Below are 21,930 nucleotides of genomic sequence, written 5' to 3' on the forward strand. Positions count from 1 at the left end.
TCTAGCTTAGTATATTGTATTAACATCTGGAATATGTGGTTCACCACGAAAGTTTTTGCTATTGTTAAACTTATTATGACATGTTGTATAGTTTTTATCACATCCTGCAATAATAGAGTATGTATCACTTATGTGCATGGAATATGGAGGTGATTTTACTAATTGAATATATTTATTTTTATTATTTATTACTACTATTGATATGTTGGAGTTTTTTCCAGTTAAGAATGTTACAGATCCATATTTATAGTAATTGTCATTATATGGAAGATTTATATCTTCAAACATATTGCTATGAATTATATTTGTTATTGAACTAGTAATAGTAAATTTTTCTTCTTTCATCTTGCATTGATTGTCACAAAATTGTGCCCTGCATTGTGGAGAAAATACATCTACAATATTTTGTGATAAAATATCGGATAATCCTTTTAATTCTGCAATAAATTTTCCATTATTTAATATAACTTTATGTATCATTCCAGTAAATAATATTAAAGTGCCTTGGGATATATCTTCATAATTTACAATAAATATTGTTACTTTTGATGAATTATATTTTCCGTGTATAACATCTAATTCATTAATAAGAGCACTATCAATTACACTTTCTATTTTAGTTTGTCCTTCAGATATAATGTTAAAATTTATTGGATGTATGTGTGTTCCTGATTTTGCATGATATGTGATATTGTTAATAGTTAAACTTTTATCATGATCTGTAAATCCTATGATTGAGTTATCTTTTAGTATGATTTGCCAGCAGTGTGCAATGGTGATAATGTTTTGTGCAAGATGTGATTTGAGTTTTTTACTTATGATCTTCATGTAAATAGATAGTAGGTATAGATAATATGTTTGGTTGGTATAAAATTATGTTGTAAAGCTTTTTTTTAATACAAAGTTTATTATGTCATTATATTAATATAAAGTTTATTGAGGAAGCATTATATTTTATAGCTACGCATTATATATAATATTGATAAATGAATTGTATGCTTTAATAATTATAAAAGTATATGCGTAATATATTATGTATTTTAATGTGTATTTATATATTTTGATGTGAATTATTGTAAGAGCTTTTTAATATTTTTATAATGTTTAATATAATACAAAAAGTATTTTTTAGGGAAAAAAATGGATAGTCTGTAATGTTGAATGGATATGAGAAAGTTTTTTTGCTAGGAAATTAAAGTTTGCAAAATTGCTATTGAAGATTTTGCTAGGAAGGATACTGGGGTGTTTAAAATTATATGATATTGATGTGGTTGTAGATATCTATGTGTATTTTCAATTATGATAGGTTCTTTATAAAGCGTTTTCTTTTGTAGATTATAGGATTATTTGTGTATTGTGGGTTGATGTAGCATTTACAATGCTTATAATAAGTATTAGCGTATATTATATTCTAATTATAGTAGTTTTATATATTATGGATAGGTAGTGTATTTAGTATTTCATTGTATCTTTTGTAAGTTAAAAGAATTGATTTTTATAAAATACAATATTATTATAGCATTAAATCTTGTATGAGTGATATTGATATTGAAAGGTTAATGCATGTTAAACGATGAAAAAAGGTTAATGCATGTTAGACAATAAAAAAAATGATTTAAGTTATTTATTTAGTGATAGTGTGGATTTTATTGAAGAATTGTATCAACGTTATCAACAAGGTGATGAGTCTCTTTCTCAACATTGGAAAGCATCTTTTAATTTAATGTTAAAACAAAATGATAGTAAGGAGCCTGCTTACAAAACTAAGGAAAGCGATAGAGCGACAGAATGCTATTATAAAATTTTAGAATTATTAAATTTTTTTAGAACTTATGGTCACACTGCTGCGGATCTTGACCCTTTAAGGATGAATACTCAACATAGCCTTGATTATAGTACATATATTGATTTAAGCAATGTAAAGAATGAAGTTTTTCATGATGTTCTTGGACTAAGCAATCCTTCACTTAATGATATACTTAATGAGCTTACAAATATTTATTGCAATAAAATTGGATTTGAATTCATGCATGTTGAGAATCATGAAGAGCGATATTGGCTTCAGGGTAAAATTGAAAATTTACAAAAAAAATTAATAACAGCACAGGAAAAAAGAAAGATACTGAAGGATTTGCTTGAGGCAGAAGTTTTTGAACAATTTCTTCATGTAAAGCATCCAGGATATAAGAGATTTTCTATAGAAGGAGGGGATGTTTTAATTACTGCTATTGAAAAAATTATTAGCTTAGCTGCAGGATTTGGCATTTCTGAAATTGTATTAGGTATGCCTCATCGGGGTAGGTTGACTGTATTAACGAAGGTAATGCAAAAGCCTTATATTGCTGTGATGCACGAGTTTAATGGAGGTTTTGCTTATCCTAGTGACTTAGAAGTATCTGGTGATGTAAAATATCATATGGGATACTCTTGTGATCGTAAAGTGGGTAATGAATCGATTCATTTATCATTGTCTCCTAATCCTTCACATTTGGAGTCAGTAAATCCTGTTGTTATGGGAAGAGTTAAAGCAAAGCAGGATAAAATTAATAATAAATCATCTGTAATGGCTGTTTTAATGCATGGAGATGCTTCCTTTATTGGGCAGGGTGTAGTTGCTGAAAGTTGTACTTTAAGTAAGTTATCTGGTTATGATATACAGGGTACTATACACATTATAGTGAATAATCAAGTAGGGTTTACTACAAGCCCTAAAAATGCTAGGTCTTCTCGCTACTGTTCAGATATAGCAAAAATGATTAATATACCTATTTTTCATGTTAATGGTGATGATCCAGAGCTAGTTTATTTAGTTACAGATTTAGCTATGGAATATAGAAATAATTTTAAGAAAGACGTGGTTATAGATATAGTTTGCTATCGACGTTATGGACATAACGAGGGAGATGAGCCTATGTTTACTCAACCATTGATGTATAACCTCATTTCTAGGCATAAAACTGTAGGGAAAGTTTATTCTGAAAAATTAATAAGTAGTAATATTGTAACTGTAGAAGATGTGACTTCATTACAAAAGGAGTTTCGTGATAAGCTTGACGAAGATTTTAACAATGTTGCGAATTATACGCCTAAAGAAGCTGATTGGTTTAAAGGTTGTTGGAATAATTTGTATCGGCCTGTTCCTTGCAATTATGATGATAGTATGTTTTCTGCAAATACAGGGGTGAGCAAAGATAAGTTATTATTGCTTGCTCAAGCGTTAAGTAATATTCCTAGTGGGTTTCAAGTTAATACGAAAGTATCAAGATTATTATCAGCCCGTCTTCACGCAGTAGAATTAGGTAATAATATAGATTGGGGCATGGGTGAAATATTAGCATATGCTTCATTATTAGGAGAAAATTTTAATATTCGATTATCAGGGGAAGATTGTGAGCGTGGTACTTTTTCACATAGACACGCAGTGTTAGTTGATCAAGTTACAGAAGAACAGTATATTCCTTTAAATCACTTAGGAATGGAGCAAGGAAATTTTGAAGTTATTAATAGTCCTCTTTCAGAATTTGCAGTGATGGGGTTTGACTATGGTTATAGCTTAGATTCTCCACATACGCTAGTATTATGGGAAGGACAGTTTGGAGATTTTGCTAATGGAGCTCAGGTTATTATTGATCAGTTTATTTCTTCTGCCGAAACTAAATGGTTAAGGTCAAGTGGTTTAGTGCTATTATTACCACATGGCTATGAAGGACAAGGGCCAGAACATAGTTCAGCAAGAATAGAAAGATATTTGCAGTTATGTGCAGAGGATAATATGCAGGTTGTAAACTGTACAACTCCTGCAAACTATTTTCATGTATTACGTAGACAATTACATAGAAATTTTCGTAAACCGCTTGTTGTTTTTACTCCAAAATCTCTATTACGTCATAAAATGGCTGTTTCTAGATTGTCTGATTTTGAAGGTAAGTTTCGTACAGTGATTGGTGAAGTTAGTCAAGTAAGTAATGTTCGAAAAGTTATAATCTGCAGTGGTAAAATATACTATGATCTTTATGATGCTAGAAACACAAGCAATATTAATGATATAGTTTTAATTAGATTAGAACAATATTATCCTTTTCCTGAACAGCAGGTTGCTGAAGAGTTAAAAAAATATCCTAATGTAAAGGTAATATGGTGTCAGGAAGAGCCTGTAAATATGGGAGGATGGAATTTTGTTAATTCGTATCTTGAAAGAATTTTAGTAAATATGAAAGCTAGTTATAATCGTCCTGAATGTATAGCACGTCCTTTATCAGCAGCCCCAGCTTCTGGTTACATAAATGTTCACTTAAAGCAACAGCAGGATATCATTTCTAAAGTATTGAGTTAATTTGTTAGGAGTAAATATAACACTTAGTTATAATATTTAATATTTTTGTTTATCTTGTTACGATTTTGTAAGTTAACTATATAGTTGTATTATATTTTTACTTATGGTATCGGATGTAAGTGTGTATTTAGTATGATAATAGAGTGGAGATAGTTTATTTAAAGAAAAAAAGTGGATTTAATCGTGTAAATTTATTGTATAATGGCTTCTTTTGAAAGCAAATATTTGCTGTTTGTAGTATAGCATATTTTGACACTTTTGTTAGATGAATAACTTATTATGAAATTAGCTTATTTTTTTAAGAGTCAATTTGTATGCTTTATGAATCTATAAAATTTATATAAGCAATTTGCTAATTTAATAACTAAAAACAATGCTTAAGCATAAGTGATAATAATATTTTATGTTTGTACCCGATACAATTCATAATAGTAAAGAAATACAATAATATTATAGGTAATTGATGAGGAATTCTTAGCTAGTTTAATGTATGGCGTGTTTTTACAAAAATTTACGAATTTTTACAGTACTCACTAAAGCAAATATAATATGGTATTGAAAATTTATTTAAAGAATTTTGTAAATAAATTTTTATTGATAAAGTTAGTAAATGCATTTCTTTCGTATTTGGAATGAGCATATAGTGAGTACTTATTTGACAGAGTGATATGGTAAGTACAAAGTATTTTTTGCATATACAATGTACTCTCATGTTTTATAATAATCTAAATAATAAAATTGGTGTTATAAAAGTAATTAGGAGAATATGCAATTAAAATTACAATATGAAGTTAATTTATTTGTTATTAATTAAGAGAATAACGAATATTTATGATGTTGTTTTTTTAATTTTTAATAATTTAATAGCATCATTGTTAACTATATCTCCCCCTACGCGTTTTGTTGTGTAAAATGTTACACATGATTTATTAGTAAAAGGATCACGTAAAATCTTAATATCTTGATTTTCTACAATTTTGTAAGCACTTTTAAAATCAGCAATAGCAATTATTGGAAATTCTGAGGTGACTAATGGCATATCTGATGTTTGATATATAGGGATACCCATTAAAGTTTCGGGGTGACTAGCAGATAATCCTGGTTGCCATATATATTGACCAGAAGAAGACTTTAGGGATCTAATTTCTTGTATAACACTTCGGTGCATTATGAATGTTGCTTTTGCAGCAAAGTATTCATCTAAGGAATAGTATAGTTTAATAATTGCTTCACTATCTAATTTATTAGATGTAATGCATTGTACTGCATCTTCATTATCTTCATCAGATATTGAAGATATAATTCCAGAAGGTTTTTGAATTCCATCTCCAGATATAAAGGCTTTATTTTCTGTTCTGCTAAAGGCGTCAACTAGATAATTAATTAACCAACTTCCTATGTCAAGTGATGAATCTTCTAAAAGCTTTTTTGTAATTTGTGGTTGAGCATATAATTCATATAAATATATAACTTTCTTATTAATTTTAGGAGCTTGTGTGTTTGTTTTTATAGATTCTTCTTTAGTATCATCTCTCCAGCCAACAAAGGTATCTTGATTGTTTGTAATGAAGCATTCTAAGCTATCGCTAGATATTTTTTCAACAGAGCATAATTGTCTCATGATTGAGTTTTTAGCTAAATTGTTATCAATTTGCATTGAAATTTCACGTGGTACAAAATATGCATAATCTGAATGATTAATGTTTTTTTGTGTTAATGTAGTAGTATGTCCTTTATGGATATATTCTTTTAGTGACTTGTATTCGAAACTTTCTTGATTTTTATCATTAATATTTATGCGATTTGATATAACTTCTAACTTATCTAATCGATCTTTTTGTTCGTTAAATTCATTATCAATTATTTCTAATTTTTTAGTTAGTACTGAATTTGTAATATATTTTTTGTCAAGCTCTGACATTTTATCTTGTGTTGATTTTTGAAATTCTTGCCATGAAGATATAAGGGTATTAACATTGTTTTGAATTTCTAGTATTTCCATATTTAAGTCCTTTGAGAGTATGTATGAATTGAGTTAAGATTTTTGGGTATTAAAAAGTGCCTTTAGCAGTGCCAAGAATGCTATGCCTCCTATAATATAAGGATTATTACATGGTTATGTAAAGCAAAAAATATTATTTTTGATATTGTAATGATATTATATTTAATTATTGTGTTAAAGCATGTGTTTAATTTTAATTAAATGTAGAGTATAAGGTTTGAATTATTATAAATTATAGATTGTTTTTATATTTTATGTGCTATCTACTATAGTAAGAATGTGTTTATATATTGTAAAATCTGTTTAAGATAATATTTACTATAATTTTATACACAAGATTGTATATTTGGCAGCATCAATTTTCTTGAACATTGTGCTCAGCTTATATGTATTTTGAATGTTGTGTTGTAAGTATATTTTAAAGCTAATAAGCTTAAGTTATTACTTTTAAATCTTTGAGTGTATTACTAACTTTAAGTTTGTTTACATCTTGTAACATTACTAGTGGTAAACGTACTTGTGGTAATACTTTATTCATAAGACTTAAGGCATATTTTGTTGGTACAGGGTTAGATTCGCAAAACAATACTTGTGATAAGCTGAATAGTTGATTATTAATTTGAGATGCTGTATGAAAATTGCCAGATAAAAAAGCATTTTGCATTTTTGAGCATAATTTAGGAACAACATTCGAGATAACAGATATACATCCAGAACCTCCATGAACGTTAAAAGTTAATGCTGTACTATCATCACCCGATAGAAAATAAAACTCTTTTTTATTAATTAATGACTTTAAACTTAGTGGCTTATTCATATCTCCTGTTGCATCCTTGATTGCAATTACTCTTGATAAATTTATAATTTTTGAAAGTGTAAAATCTGATACATCAATAGCTGACCTTTTTGGTATATTATAAATAACTATAGGAATATTAGTTGCATCATGTATTGCTTTAAAATGCTGATACACCCCTTCTTCAGTAGGTTTATTATAATATGGAATAACTACCAATGCAGCATCTGCTTTTACCGACTGCGCAAATAAAGTTCTTTTGATTGCTTGACGTGTACAATTTGAACTTGTACCTACTATAACAGGAACTCGTTTGTTAGTGACTGCAATACATAATGTTATAACATTACAATATTCTTTAAAGCTTAAGGTTGGATATTCACCAGTTGTACCGCATGGAACAAGGCCATGAACACCTTCATTAATTTGCCATTCAATAAGACTGGAAAATTTTTCTTCATCAAAAGATAGGTCCTCTTTGAAAGGAGTAACTAGTGCTGTAAATACACCATGTAATTTCATACTTATCTAAACATTTATTATTAAGCACAAGCCTATTACATATCAATATAGCTGTCAATGGAGTTAATTTTTTGTTTTAAGCTAGTTTGCTATAAAGCTTTAATAAGAGATATTCACTATTTATTAGATGTATGGTTAAGTGCTTGGTGTTAAGTTGTGTAACCTGTATTTATGCAATTTTTGCTATAAATTATTATTAGTTATTAAGTTAATAAAAAGGAATTGATATTTTTTTAACTAATTAAGTTAATTAATTGTAGTATTAAAAATTGTTTAATTATGTATATATAAATTTTATGAGTAATGAATTTGAGATTTAGTGAGTTATCTTTATATGTAACTCTTAAAAGTATTATAGTGCTTAATTTACTATGTTTTATAATATATTAGGCTGTTATTTATGTGTATGTTGATATAGATATTATTAGGTTTATATTTGATGCGTTAGATAATAGGATGAAAAGTTAATAAAAAAATCGTAATTTGAAAGCATATTATTGTTATATATGCTTTAAAGTTATGATAGTGAAATACTAATATTATTACATTTGAATATATAACTTTTCTTAATATTGTATTGAATGTTTTTTAATATAAAAATTACATACATAAATTGTTGAAATTTATAAGATAAAGTATAAATTGGTGAAATATGTGCAATTATTTTAGAAATTAATACTTATAGTACTTTTACAAGGTTCTTTTTTTTGATAAGAAATTGATACTTTATATTAAAGTAATATACTTTATTTGTGTATTTATTAGTAGTTACATATAAAAACTAAACATATGATGTTATATTAAAAATTAAAACGCAATAAGGAAATACTGGCTATTGTAATAATAATATTTTTTAGATAAGTTATGTTGCATTTACTATATTAAGTTTATGCTATAAACTAAAAAAAAGCTTTATAGAAAGGGACTTTTATAAACAGATTTACTTATATCCTAATAGATGTATGTGAAAATGAGGTATAATTTGTCCACTTTTTTTTCCATGATTTGTAATTAATTTATAGCCAGTTTTATGTAAATTATACTGATGTGTAATTTTTTTTACTATTTTGAATAAATGTAGAATATTTTCAGGAGAGGATTCCATAAAATCGTCATAAGATATACATTGGATTTTTGGAATTATTAAAATATGAATAGGTGCTTCAGGATTTATATCATGAAATGATAATATAAATTCATCTTCATAAACTTTTTTACAAGGAAGCTCTCCTCTAATAATTTTTGCAAAAACATTATTATTATTATAATTGATGTTTTGCACTGAGGTATAACCTTTTAACTTAAACTATGAGAAGAAGATAACTTAGATGTAGAGCCAGGTGATGGAGTTAACAAACCTGTTGAGCAACTTTTAGTATCTTCAGAGATTCCCGTAAGCCCTTGCGTAAGAGGTAATATCTGCTTGTGAAGATGTGAAAAATCTTCCCGGGTATGATGCAGGTATTCTTCCTGCCGGCTGCACAATTCTGGTATACTGCGTGACTGAGAAGTATTTGCAAATAAATTACTTTGATTTGCCAAGCAGAAATCCCTATTTGATAAAGCATTATTATTTTCTGATGCTTGTTGTGGTAGACTATGAGTTCTTGACTGATGTGTACCAGAAACTACATCCTGCTCTAAACTATTTGATACAGCATTATTATTTTCTGGGGCTTGCTGTGATAGACTATGAGTTTTTGACTGATATGCACCAGAAACTACATCTTGTTCTGAACTTTGCTGTTGTGAATCCTTTTTTGTACTTAGTGAATCCTGTTCTTCATCAGATTGCTTTTTTTCAGATAAAGTATTATTATTGCTTGGTGAGCTTATGCGTTGTTGTTCTTCTTGATATAATCTTTTAGCTACACTTTTAACTAACTTTTTATCTTTAATTCTAAGTATGGCAAAAATTTGTGATAATTCGTCCTCTATATTTTTTTCTGTTTTACCTGCTACATTTATATACATGGTAATATGTTGCTTGTAAGTGCCGTTTTGTTCAACATCTATTGAACCACCTTTATTTTCAAGTATGGTTTTAATTTGTAGTAATTTACTGCAATCATCCCTTGTTGTTTTATCATCTATACGTTCTAATGCGGCATATAATGGATCGAATGATTCATATGGGGCGCGGGTCGCTTTTTTTGTATCGCTTTGTAAAATAGTAGCAAATAACTGTACACCTTGATTTGATAATGCATGTTCAGGTATTTTAAAAGATATTACATCCTTATTTTGAAAAGTTGCTTGGTTTTGAGCAAAACCTCTCTTATGAAGACTACTTAAAATTTGTACATCAAAATATTTGTTATAAGATTTTAAAGGTTCAGGAAGAACTTGCCTTATATAATTCACTACTGTTGCAATATTTTTTTTACTATAAATAGGAGTTCCCAAAGAGCCAATAACTGCTCCCGTAGCATTTAATACAGAACCTAAAGTACTACTTACCTTTTTTGTCATTGTTTTTAAATTTATAGCCATTATAATTATACCTAATTAACTACTAGATTATAATATTAAGCATTTAAAATGCAATGAAAATAAGTAGGCTATCATTCATTATAAATGCATTGCTCTTTGTGTTATAACACATAGCATACTAATACAATATCATGAAAAGTATTAATTATAGGTAAACAGTGATTGATTATAAAAATGCAACTCCAACAATAAAGCAGTATATTGCTTTAAAGGCTCAGTATCAAGAATGTTTATTATTTTATCGATTAGGAGATTTTTATGAACTATTTTTTGATGATGCAATAGAAGCATCAAAGGTACTTAATATAGTTTTAACAAAAAAGGGTACAAGTGTTCCAATGTGTGGTGTTCCATTTCATAGTAGTGAGTCTTATTTAAGTAAATTGGTAAAATTAGGATATAAAGTTGCTATTTGCGAACAATTGGAGACTGCAGAAGAAGCTAAAAGGAGGGGATATAAGGAACTCGTTAAGCGTGACGTTGTGAGAATAATAACTCCTGGTACTGTGCTAGAAGATTCATTGTTGGAAGCTAATGAAAATAATTATTTAGCTTGTGTTGTTTGTGTAAATAGTGCATATGCTATTGCTTGGATGGAATTATCTACAGGGTTATTTTACTTCCATGCTACAAACTTAGATAACCTTGAAAGTGATTTAATGCGTATTAATCCAAAAGAGCTTTTGATTTCTGATCAATTGGCACTTACAGAAGATATATTAAAGATATTGAAGAAACATAAGTTTTTATTAACTCGTCATTCAAATAGCTTTTTCAGTGTTAATAAGGCTTGTAGTGTTTTATGTGATGTATATGAGATCAAAACTTTAAAAGGATTGGGTAATTTTTTGGAAGAAGAAATTTCTGCTTGTGGATCATTATTAGAATATGTCAAAATAACGCAGAAAAATAATTTACCAAAACTTGAATATCCTAAAGCTTATGTAAGGCAAAATTTTATGTTTATTGATGGCGCTGCTTTACAGAATTTAGAGTTATTTTGTACGCAATCTGGTGAAAAGAAAGGATCTTTATTGTCAGTAATAGATTATACAATTACTTCATCTGGTAGTAGATTATTAAGAAGGTATTTATCATCGCCAATGATATGTTCACATACAATTAATCAAAGATTAGATGTAGTTGAAATTTTTGTTAATAATCAAGAGTTAAATAAAAGTATAAGAAAGATTTTACATTATGTGTCAGATTTAGAACGTATATTAACTAGAGTTAAGCTTTCTAAGTGCTCGCCAAGAGATATATATAATTTGCAGAGAACATTATGTGCGGCTAATGAATTGTCAAAATTAGTAGAGAAGATAGACAATAATTTGTTTAAAAGGTTCGTTCATGAGTTAAGTGGATATGAAGATTTATTAAAGTTAATGACAGAAGCTTTGATTGAAAATAGTGTAAATAATGTTAAAGATGGAGGATTTATTAATCCAAATTATAATTCGCGTTTATTAGAATTAGTATATATTGAAAATAATAGCAATGAGTTGATTAAAAAATTGTGTGATAAATATCGTAAAATAACTGGAATTAATACTTTAAAAATATTGCATAACAATGTAATAGGTTATTATGTAGAAGTTTCTCCTACTTATAATATAAAAGATGAATTATTTATACATAAACAAAGCTTGGTTAGTGGAATAAGGTATATAACTAATGAATTAAAAGAGTTAGAGTATAAAATAACAATGGCTCATGATGAGGCAGTAAATTTAGAAATTCAAATTTTTAGTGAAATATGTATACAAGTTGTTGAAAAATCCCATGTTATTAGTTCTATTGCTTATGTTATTGCAGAACTAGATTTATTGTCATCATTTTCAGAATTAGCTATACAAAATAATTATGTTAGGCCAATTATTGATGATAGTTATGAATTTAATATAAGGAAAGGCCGTCATCCTGTAGTTGAAGTTAATAGTCATTTTATAGCTAATGATATTAACCTTAAAAGAGAAGGAAGAATGTGCTTAATTACAGGACCTAATATGGCTGGTAAAAGTACATTTTTACGGCAAAATGCGTTGATTGCAATTTTGTCTCATATGGGTTCATTTGTACCTGCTGATTATGCTCATATAGGTATTATTGATAAGATTTTTAGTAGGGTTGGTGCTTCTGATAATATTGCTCTTGGATATTCTACTTTTATGGTAGAGATGGCAGAAACTGCATCAATAGTGAACCAAGCAACAGATAAATCCCTAGTGATCTTAGATGAAATAGGTCGTGGTACAGGAGTATATGATGGATTGTCAATAGCATGGGCAGTTACAGAACATATACATGATATTAATAAAAGTAGGGCTATTTTTGCTACACATTATCATGAGCTTTCTAAGTTAAATTGCTATTTACAAAACCTTCAGTGTTTTTGTATGAGAGTTGAAGAATGGGAAGGAAAGGTAATATTTTTTCATGAGATTGTTTCTGGATCTACAAATAGATCTTATGGTATACATATTGCAAAACTTGCAGGATTTCCAAAATCTATTTTAAATAGGGCAGAGTATTTAATGCAAAAGCTTACTAAAAACAAAGATCTAATTTTAGAAGATGTTTTATGAATTATCATACAGATGTATAATATAATGCATTAATACTTATTATATGTTAAGTTAATATACGTATAGAAGAATAATACCTATCTATATATAATCATTATTTGTCAGGAAATATGCTAAATTATTAGGAGATAAGTTTATTTTTGAACTATTAAATACTTTTTTATGCATGGATTTGTTTTTTGTTAAGTATTTATTAATACTAATTGATAAATTATTGGTTATCTGTATAGGGGGGGGGAGAGGATTATTTATTAGTTATAAAAAGTGCATAAGGTGAATCCTTTGAGAGAATTAGGTAATATTACTTATTCTTTGTAAAAGATTAATTTTTTAAAAATTAATATAGCATATTCTTGAGAAATATGCAATACTATGCATAAAATAATACTATTAGAATAAGTTGTTGCATAGTTAATGTGTGTAAATGTATCTTCTGTTACGAGAGTAAATAGAGTGCTAATTATATAATTTATTGGGTAATTTACCAATATAAACATAAGGTTTAGCTTATTTATATTAAATTGTATTATAAGTGATATATAAAGCATGTTTAAGTCTAATAGTTAATTATTTATGGCTTTATACTAAATTTTTAGATAGTTATTAAGGAAATATAAGGTTTTATTATGATATTAAAGGACCAACTGCCGATAATTTATGCTTAAAAGAAGATTTTTGTACCAGTGATATTATGTAATTTACAACTTGTTCTTTATATCCTTGATTTATGACTTCTTCTTTAGAATAATTTTTATTAACTAATAACTCAAGTATTGAATCTAAAACAGAATACTCAGGTAGTGTATCTTGATCTTTTTGGTTGTAATTAAGCTCAGCAGAGGGAGGTTTATTTATTATTATATTAGGAATTATGTTAATTTTTTGACATAAACTATTTTCAGGAATATTGTTATTTCGCCAATGAACTAGTTTGTAAATCTGAGTTTTATATAAATCTTTAATAGGTGCAAATCCTCCACACATGTCTCCATATAAAGTTGTGTAGCCTGTTAATAATTCGGACTTATTACCTGTTGAAAGTAATAAGAATTTGAATTTATTACTAATTGCCATTAAGATTAATCCTCTAATTCTGGATTGAAGATTTTCTTCAGTAATGTCTTGTTGTAAATTTATAAAAATATCCTGTAAACTTATCAGTGAACTTTTAAAAATGTTTTCTATATATAATGTCTTGTAATTTATTGCAAGATTGACAGAACATTCTTTAGCAGCATATATGCTACTATTAGATGTATATTGTGTGGGTAACATAAATCCATATACTTTATTAGGTCCTAGCGCATCTGATGCAATAGAAGCTACTAATGATGAATCTATGCCACCAGACATACCTAGTAACACATTGGTAAAGTGATTTTTGTATGTATAATCTTTAAGTGAAAGCATGAGTGCTTGATAATGTGAAGAAGAATTATTGCTAATTGTGTGGGTTATGCCATTACTTTGCAGGTTAGGTATGTAAATGAGTTGTTTATTTTCTTTCCATAGTCCTAAAGAAAAAAAAAATTTTTTATTATAAATAAATGATCCTCCATAAAATACACGATTCCCATAACCTCCTACTAAATTTATATATATTATAGGTTTGTTACTAGAAATATCGTTGTAGTTTTTATGAAGTGATTGTCTATAAGGAGTGTTATCCATAATTAGAAGTAACTGTGCATTTAAATCATCATCTATTTTACAATTGAATGATAGTAATACACGTATTTGCTTTACGTATAGTATTACATTATTGTTAGTATTTTGATAGTGAATAGGGGTACAAGTAAGTTCCTTAATGTTACCATTTTGAATAAAATAGATAATTTCATGTAAAAAGTTATTCCTATTGATAACACTACCGATAATTATAGATGCTTTTTGATTTTTTGTTTGTAAAGCTAAATTTTGTATATATTGAGTACAATTGTAAAGAAAATTACCGGACAAAATTGGTTCATTTTCTATATATCCTGACATTGCATATCGAGAAAATAATATTAGGTCTGCAGATTGTTGAGCTTCTATATATGTATTTAGTATTTTTTTATAATTGTAATCTAAATCTTCTGGGTTATAATTTAACTGTGCTATTAGAACTGATATTTTAGCCATAAGTCTTTTAAGAATTTATAATATTAGCTAACTCTAGAGCAGCATAAGTAATTATGCTTTTTGCTCCTGCACGTTTAAAGCCTATTAATGATTCATATATTGCTTGATCGTAATCTAACCATCCATTTTGTGCTGCAGCTTTTATCATTGCATATTCTCCACTAACTTGATATGCGAAAACTGGTACTTTAAATAAATTACTAGCAGAATTAATAATATCTAAATATGGCATTCCTGGTTTAATCATTATTATATCAGCACCTTCATCAATGTCCGTTTGAATTTCGATAAGTGCTTCGTTAACATTTGCTATATTTACTTGGTATGTACTTTTATCTATGGTTTGTGATGTGTTACGAGAACCTACAGCATAACGAAAAGGGTTATAAAAACTGGAACAATATTTTACAGCGTAAGATAGAATGCATGTATCTTGAAAGGAACAATTATCCAAAAACTCTCTTATTGCTTTAATTCTTCCATCCATCATATCTGATGGTGCCACTATATCACATCCTGCTGCAGCTAACATTGCAGCTTGCTTACATAAAACCGGTATAGTTGCATCGTTGTCTACTTTTCCATTAATAAAAATTCCATCATGCCCGGAAGGAGTATAAGGATCAAGTGCGACATCAGCAATGATACCAATATTTGGAACTACGTCTTTGATAGCTTTTATTGTATTACATATTAAGTTATTTGGGTTATATGCTTCTTGTGCTTCTTCACATTTTAGCTGATTATTCACTACAGGAAATAATGCAATAGCGTTAATGCCTAAATTTTTAGCCTCTTGTACAATATTGATAATTTGTGAAATAGAATAGCGCTTTATTTGATTTAATCCTTCTATTGGTATTACTTCCTTATCTTCATCATGCACGAATAATGGAAATATTAAATCATTGATAGATAATGAATTTTCTTGTAGTAAATTACGTAACCACCTATGTAGACGTTTACGTCGTAACCTAATACTTGGAAATGTCATATGTTAGTATTATATAGCATAACATTTATATTACACATTTTTTATATAATGACAAATTTTATTTTTTACAATATTTTCTTGTAATACTTGAATTGTGAACTGTAGGATAGCGTTTAAATTTATGGTAAAAAGGGATATTTTTGATAATTTTGACATTAAGAAAAAGGTGTTATGTAAAAGCAAGGCACGTTTAATTTACTCTGCTATACCGTTTATTGTTTTTTATATAATGATCATTATCCGTATGCTAAGTCTAGCGTTAGTACATGAAGAAAGTGTTAGTGATAATATAAAGAATACAAAAACTTATAGTAGACCTATAATATTAGATAGAAACGGAAATATTTTAGCAACTAATTTACTGACAGCATCAGTATTTGCTAATGCAAGTCAGATTTATGATCCTGAAAATACTGCTCAAAAAATAGTGAAAATTTTAAAAAATGCTACGTATTCACGTATATATCGTCTTTTAACTTCAAAAAAGAAATTTGTGTGGATAGATCGTAATATTAGTACTGCGGAAGAATTGGAAATTAAATCTTTGGGAATTCCAGGGATTCATTTAATTTATGAAGAAAAACGTATTTATCCTCAAGGTAATTTATTTTCTCATGTATTAGGATATGTTGATACAGATAACAAAGGAATTTCCGGTATTGAACACTATATTGATAATACTAACTTAAATAGTCGTGAACTGAAATTGTCAGTAGATATGAGAGTGCAAAATATTGTTAGAGAGGAAGTGATTCGTCAAATAAATAGATATCAAGCTTTAGGTGGATTGGGAATTGTTATGGATGTTAGAAATGGTGAAATTATATCTATGGTAAGTTTACCTGATTTTGATCTTAATAATCAATCAAAAGCTGTTAATACTCAAAAATTTAATCGGGTTAGTGTTGGAGTATATGAAGTAGGTTCAATATTTAAATTATTTACTATAGCCAGTGCTCTAGATTCAAAAAAAATAAAAGTGGATGACACATATGACATATCAAATCCTTTTCGTGTTGGAAAATATAAGATTAAAGATTTGTATCGATCTAATAAATCTATATTAACTGTTAAGGAAATTTTTGCTAAGTCTTCAAATATAGGTATGGCTAAAATTGTTACACAATTGGGGAAAGATATTCAAATTGAGTATCTAAAGAAGCTACATTTGTTTTCTAATTTAAGTATAGAAATACCGGAGAAAGCTATGCCTATAGTTCCAAAAAAGTGGTATGACAGTACAATGATAACTGTATCTTATGGGTATGGCATTGCTGTAACACCATTGCATATTATACAAGCTGCTGCTGGACTAGTAAATAATGGTATTATGAGCCAAGCAACGTTACTTTTTAATAAAACAAATGGTAACAAAAAGAGAATTGTTAGTCAAGAAACTTCACATGAACTTAGAAAATTGCTAAGATTTGCAGTTAAACATGGTACAGGAGCAAAAGCAGATGTTCATGGGTATTTAGTTGGGGGAAAAACAGGGTCTGCAGAAAAGATTATTGATGGTAAATATAGAAGGGATGTTAATATATCTTCTTTTATAGCAACATTTCCAATAACGTATCCTAAGTATATGATAATGGTATTAATTGACGAGCCTCATGGGTCTAAAGTAACAGGTGGTGTAGTAGCAGCACCTGTAGTGAGTAGTATTATTAACAGGACAGCTCATATTTTAGATATAGCCCCAAATATGTAATTATAGTAATAGCTATAATGTTTATTAATTAGATTTATTTGTTGATGAATAGCATAGTGATTTTTAAGATTTGTGTGGTGTTACAATATTTTTGAGTAGTATTTATTTTTAATAAAGTTAATCTTATACTAGAGTAGTAGCTATATGGTATTTATAAATGCTTTTATTTTTGCTGTGTTATGTTGGTACTAGAAGATGTGAATGTATCACATATGATAACATTAAGATAACGAAGCAATTATTGAATATACTATATGTTTAAAAGGTATTTATGAATTATTTATAATTATCTATGCTATGTTACAAGCTTAACTTGTTTATTTACAATGATATTATAAGAATTATTTGTGATGTTTTGAAATGAGAGTTCACTAATTATTAATTTTCTTGTAGATATTAATAGTTATAGTATTGGAGCATTATGTTTTAAGACTATAAATAATTATATTATTTAATTATTAAGCTTAAGATTAAAAGGTATAGTGTGATTTTATCTAAATTTATCGAATGTATTGTATTTTTTGCTTATTACTAAATAATTGTTAATAACTTATTTGTAATTAGAACTATAATTAAGAAACGTTATTGGAAAGATATAGGGAAGTTTTAAAGTTAATTTTAAATAATTATTTTTCTGTAGTATTTTAGTAGATTATCAATTTACTTAAAACATAATTGTTACTATTACATTGCGTATTGAGGCAGAATTTCATTCTTTAAATTAGTTGCTTTCCTATATATAGGTAATGCTTTCTATTACATGGTGAGCATGAAGTAATATTGTTTTTCCAGATATTTATATATATATTTAAGATATACGGGACATCATTAACTTTTCTTGAGTTTATAATTAATGCATTTCACACTTAACTGCCACCAGTAGTGATATATATTGATGAGCTATTAGTGCCAAAAAATTTAATATGATGATATAAATCATTTATGCAAATAGTTTTTGATTTTTTACTTGAGATAAATATGTAAAATAGATTTATGAGGTTGTTGATCTTAAGTAGTGAACATATCATAGTTATAATCAAAGTATTTAAAATGGTTAATTCGCAAGTATTTACAGTTCATTGTAGCGAGTCGTTTTTAGATGTGGTAGCTCATCATATTTTAACTCAACATAATGCAATAATTATCGTACCAGACGAATATGATGTAGAATTTATTACTGCTGTACTATTAAAATTAAATTATGACATGAGTAATACTATTATTATGTCATTTGCTGAAATTCAGAATAAGCTGATTATGCTATATGGAAGTACTATTGATCCAATGAGAAAATTACTGCTTTTGATGCAATTTATAGAATTATGGAACAAGGAAAATAATGATAATTATTCGGTGTCTTTAAGTAATGAGTTGTTGTCTTTATTGAATGAGATGCAAGTTAATTGCGTACGACTTGAGTCTTTAAAAGATTTGTTTGCTATAGAGAGTTCAGAATATTGGCAAAAAGCTTCAAAGTTTCTTTGTTATTTAGCACATAAGTTGGAATTGGAATGTAGTGTTGATGTAGATTTTGTAAGCAGTATAAACTTTTATATTAGTGAATTAATATGTCAGTGGAAAAATCGTGATTCAAATTGTAAGGTTATTTTGGCTGGAGTAGATTGTAGTAAATTATTTTTATATTTTATATGTGCGATACGGACACTTATAGATAATGATATTATATTACCGTATGTGAATCTTGATATTTCAGAAGAAAACTGGCAAGTTTTGGATAAAAAGCACTATCAGTATATTATAAAAAACGTAATTGATGAATTAAAAATTGCAAGAAAAGATATAAAACAGTTAGGACATAGAAATGATAATATTATTATTGAAAAGTTATTTAATTATAATATGGCATTTTACGAATTAAATTACAATCACAGTACCAGTTCTAGTAATATTGAATTGATAACTTGTGTATCGGAAGAAGAAGAAGCGTATATAGTTTATGATCTTATTAAATTACACGAAAATGCTCAAATTTTTGTTAGTAACGATTCTTTAACAAGAAGAATAAGTTCAATATTAAATATTGATAATATACAAGTTGGTAACAATAATGGTTATTTAATACCTATGTTTTTGCTTTATGTAGTAGATGCTGTTTTATTTAATAATTCATTATCATTGTTGTCGTTACTTAAACATCCTTTTGTAAGGCTAGGTTATACAGTAGATAAATATAATATGTTTCTGGAAGAGTTTGAGTTACAGGTAGTAAGACAGAATATGGATGTAAATTTTGACAATATGGGGAAGGTTTGTGATTTTTTAAGCCCTTTTTGTAGCAAAATTACAGTAGCACTATTACCTTTAGTTACAGTGAGTAATCAGTCACTTGATAATATACTGGCTGCACATATGCTATGTGTTCGTTGTTTGGTAAGTGAGAATAAAGGGTGTGCTATTGCTATGATAGAAGAATTTTTTGTTTATTTTAAAAGTGTACTAAAAGATATAAAAATCTATTCTTTGGAAAGATATAGGGAAGTTTTAAAGTTAATTTTAGGTAATTATTTTTCTTGTGATATTTTTAATAAATTATCTAATGTTAATATGGTGAGTGAAAAAATAGTAATTTTAGCAGGATTTAATGAAGGGGAATATTGTTATAACTATAGTACATTTTTAAATGCTTCTATGCGTCGGAAATTGGGGCTATTATCAACTGATGAACAAGATGGATATTTTAATTATATTTTGTACAGCATATTATACACAAAAAAAGTTTATATTACTAGATCAGTAAGATCTTTTGGTAAGGTTACTGAAGAGCCTTTGTTAATCAAATACTTAAAGATCTTACTTAAAGAGTATGATTGTTATATAAACGATAATAAAAAACATTGTGATACATTTTGTAGCATAAAAACCGAATCATGCAATAATTCTATCTATAATCCAAATCTAGAAGTAAGGTTAAAAACTTTTAATGTTATTACTTCCACATCTATAGATGATTTAATACATAATCCTTATGTTTTTTATGTTCGTAATATTTTGAATATTATTCCTATACGGGAAATTAATGTTCAATTATCATCTAAAGATTTTGGTACTGTTGTACATGTAATATTTCAGAAATATTTATCACAAGTTGGTATTGATAGTAATTATAATTTGCTTTTAAAGATTGCAGAGTGCGAATTTGCAAGTTTATATAGAAATTGTATATATGTTGAAAGTATATGGTGGCCAAAATTTAAAAAAATTGCTGATCATTTTTTTAATATTGATATTAAAAGGAAAAGTAAAATTAAATTTATTGAAGTAGAAAAAAAATTTTTTTGGAATATAAATTCTAATATTAGTATAGTTGCTAAATGCGATAGAGTTGAATATTTAAAAGATGGAAGAATTGCAATTGTTGATTACAAAACTGGAAGTATTCCTTTACAAGTTGATATACAACATGGTTTTGCTCCACAAGTAATAATACAAGCATTGTCTGTAATGCATAGTACAAATAAACAGATTTCTAATTTAGCGTATTGGAAAATAGACGCAGAACAAATGCTGATAGTTCCTATAAAAAATTTTTATAGCATAATGAATTCTACAGCGGAAAATTTAAACAAATTTTTGAATTCATATTTACATGATGAAATACCGTTCTTTCCTGCTATAAGCAACAGTAACTTATCAAGATATAAGGATTATGAGCTTTTAATGAGAAGGTGTAATATAAAGTTAAGATAATAAGCTTAATGTAAGCGTTGCAGATAGCGATTAGTGAAATTTTTATCATATTTGATAGATGTAAAACGAATATTAATAATTAAAAAAAAGTTTAACATTAATGAACTTACGGTAAAAGGTTTAAATAAATTTGGTGAGTTCATACAGGTATATGGTGCTGTATTATAAAAAACTAATATGTTTTTATATATGGACTTGTTTGATTGCTAGCATATTTGATGGTAAGCATTATCAGTGAACTATCAATAATATGGTTATAAAGTATGTTTATAGGCAATTGTTTAACTTTTATATAAGTATTAGAATATGCTATTAAGTTTATTCTACATATTTTTCTTATCTGCTATGCGTATGTTTATTTACATTGTAATTGATGCTTGTATTTATTATGTAGGGAATGAAATTATACATTCGTATTAAATAAGGTTATAGTATATGTATTATTATGTGCTTATCTTGATATTATTGGACAAGTGTTTTTTACTAAATAAGTAATTATCTGAATTTTATAGCTTTAAAACTTTTTCTGTATCGTTTTGTAAGATTTGGGTGTCATGCTATTTTTATTATATTAGCCATATAAATGGCAGGAGAGTATTTTTTATATTGTATGATATTTGTTTTTTGCATAGCTTTCTTTACAGAACTCTAAAAATATA

11 protein-coding genes are annotated in these 21,930 nt (G+C 27.4%); 4 read left to right on the forward strand and 7 right to left on the reverse strand.

All coding sequences use genetic code 11. The features are described 5' to 3' along the window. Positions 1-6: 6 nt before the first annotated feature. Complete coding sequence (locus tag NLO413_RS00080; RefSeq protein WP_045808537.1) at positions 7-828, reverse strand: DUF2163 domain-containing protein; 822 nt, start codon at positions 826-828, stop codon at positions 7-9. A gap of 763 nt (positions 829-1,591) precedes the next feature. On the opposite strand from NLO413_RS00080, the gene NLO413_RS00085 reads away from it, so the two are divergent. Then, positions 1,592-4,333, forward strand: coding sequence for a 2-oxoglutarate dehydrogenase E1 component (locus NLO413_RS00085; protein ID WP_045808538.1), 2,742 nt, complete (start codon positions 1,592-1,594; stop codon positions 4,331-4,333). Positions 4,334-5,162: 829 nt separating this feature from the next. Here the strand turns inward: NLO413_RS00085 and NLO413_RS00090 are convergent. From NLO413_RS00090 to NLO413_RS00105, 4 genes are all read right to left on the reverse strand, one after another. Next, positions 5,163-6,335 (reverse strand): phage major capsid protein, encoded by a 1,173-nt coding sequence (locus NLO413_RS00090; protein ID WP_045808539.1) that lies wholly within the window; start codon positions 6,333-6,335, stop codon positions 5,163-5,165. Positions 6,336-6,768: 433 nt separating this feature from the next. Beyond that, a complete protein-coding gene (gene dapA / locus NLO413_RS00095) occupies positions 6,769-7,653 on the reverse strand; it encodes a 4-hydroxy-tetrahydrodipicolinate synthase (RefSeq protein WP_045808540.1) in 885 nt (294 codons plus the stop codon). Positions 7,654-8,593: 940 nt separating this feature from the next. After that, entirely contained in the window at positions 8,594-8,935 is a 342-nt protein-coding gene (locus NLO413_RS00100) for an HIT domain-containing protein (protein ID WP_045808541.1), read from the reverse strand. Between the two features lie 14 nt (positions 8,936-8,949). Beyond that, positions 8,950-10,146, reverse strand: a complete 1,197-nt coding sequence (locus NLO413_RS00105) for a hypothetical protein (RefSeq protein WP_045808542.1) — start codon at positions 10,144-10,146, stop codon at positions 8,950-8,952. 158 nt (positions 10,147-10,304) lie between these two features. On the opposite strand from NLO413_RS00105, the gene mutS reads away from it, so the two are divergent. Then, a complete protein-coding gene (mutS, locus tag NLO413_RS00110; protein ID WP_045808543.1) occupies positions 10,305-12,734 on the forward strand; it encodes a DNA mismatch repair protein MutS in 2,430 nt (809 codons plus the stop codon). Between the two features lie 624 nt (positions 12,735-13,358). Here the strand turns inward: mutS and nadE are convergent. Together nadE and hemB are read right to left on the reverse strand one after the other, a co-directional pair. Further along, entirely contained in the window at positions 13,359-14,858 is a 1,500-nt protein-coding gene (nadE, locus tag NLO413_RS00120) for an NAD(+) synthase (RefSeq protein ID WP_045808545.1), read from the reverse strand. Positions 14,859-14,865: 7 nt separating this feature from the next. Next, positions 14,866-15,852 carry a porphobilinogen synthase gene (hemB, locus tag NLO413_RS00125; protein WP_045808546.1) on the reverse strand — a complete coding sequence of 329 codons (987 nt, stop codon included), beginning with the start codon at positions 15,850-15,852 and terminating at the stop codon, positions 14,866-14,868. A 121-nt stretch (positions 15,853-15,973) separates the two neighbouring features. On the opposite strand from hemB, the gene NLO413_RS00130 reads away from it, so the two are divergent. Together NLO413_RS00130 and NLO413_RS00135 are read left to right on the forward strand one after the other, a co-directional pair. Beyond that, positions 15,974-17,563, forward strand: a complete 1,590-nt coding sequence (locus tag NLO413_RS00130) for a peptidoglycan D,D-transpeptidase FtsI family protein (protein ID WP_045808547.1) — start codon at positions 15,974-15,976, stop codon at positions 17,561-17,563. 1,050 nt (positions 17,564-18,613) lie between these two features. Further along, the gene (locus NLO413_RS00135; protein WP_045808548.1) at positions 18,614-21,271 is read left to right on the forward strand and encodes a PD-(D/E)XK nuclease family protein; all 2,658 of its coding nucleotides are present in this window, start codon (positions 18,614-18,616) and stop codon (positions 21,269-21,271) included. Positions 21,272-21,930: the final 659 nt, after the last annotated feature.

This window comes from Candidatus Neoehrlichia procyonis str. RAC413 (genome assembly GCF_000964795.1).
Taxonomy (GTDB): Bacteria; Pseudomonadota; Alphaproteobacteria; order Rickettsiales; family Anaplasmataceae; genus Neoehrlichia; species Neoehrlichia procyonis.

What these genes read in the sequence shown, in the direction of transcription:
- NLO413_RS00135 (WP_045808548.1), top strand. Translation starts at nt 18,614, where the DNA reads ATGGTTAATTCGCAAGTATTTACAGTTCATTGTAGCGAGTCGTTTTTA.
- NLO413_RS00085 (WP_045808538.1), top strand. Translation starts at nt 1,592, where the DNA reads ATGTTAGACAATAAAAAAAATGATTTAAGTTATTTATTTAGTGATAGT.
- NLO413_RS00130 (WP_045808547.1), top strand. Translation starts at nt 15,974, where the DNA reads ATGGTAAAAAGGGATATTTTTGATAATTTTGACATTAAGAAAAAGGTG.
- NLO413_RS00105 (WP_045808542.1), bottom strand. Translation starts at nt 10,146, where the DNA reads ATGGCTATAAATTTAAAAACAATGACAAAAAAGGTAAGTAGTACTTTA.
- nadE (WP_045808545.1), bottom strand. Translation starts at nt 14,858, where the DNA reads ATGGCTAAAATATCAGTTCTAATAGCACAGTTAAATTATAACCCAGAA.
- hemB (WP_045808546.1), bottom strand. Translation starts at nt 15,852, where the DNA reads ATGACATTTCCAAGTATTAGGTTACGACGTAAACGTCTACATAGGTGG.
- NLO413_RS00080 (WP_045808537.1), bottom strand. Translation starts at nt 828, where the DNA reads ATGAAGATCATAAGTAAAAAACTCAAATCACATCTTGCACAAAACATT.
- NLO413_RS00090 (WP_045808539.1), bottom strand. Translation starts at nt 6,335, where the DNA reads ATGGAAATACTAGAAATTCAAAACAATGTTAATACCCTTATATCTTCA.
- dapA (WP_045808540.1), bottom strand. Translation starts at nt 7,653, where the DNA reads ATGAAATTACATGGTGTATTTACAGCACTAGTTACTCCTTTCAAAGAG.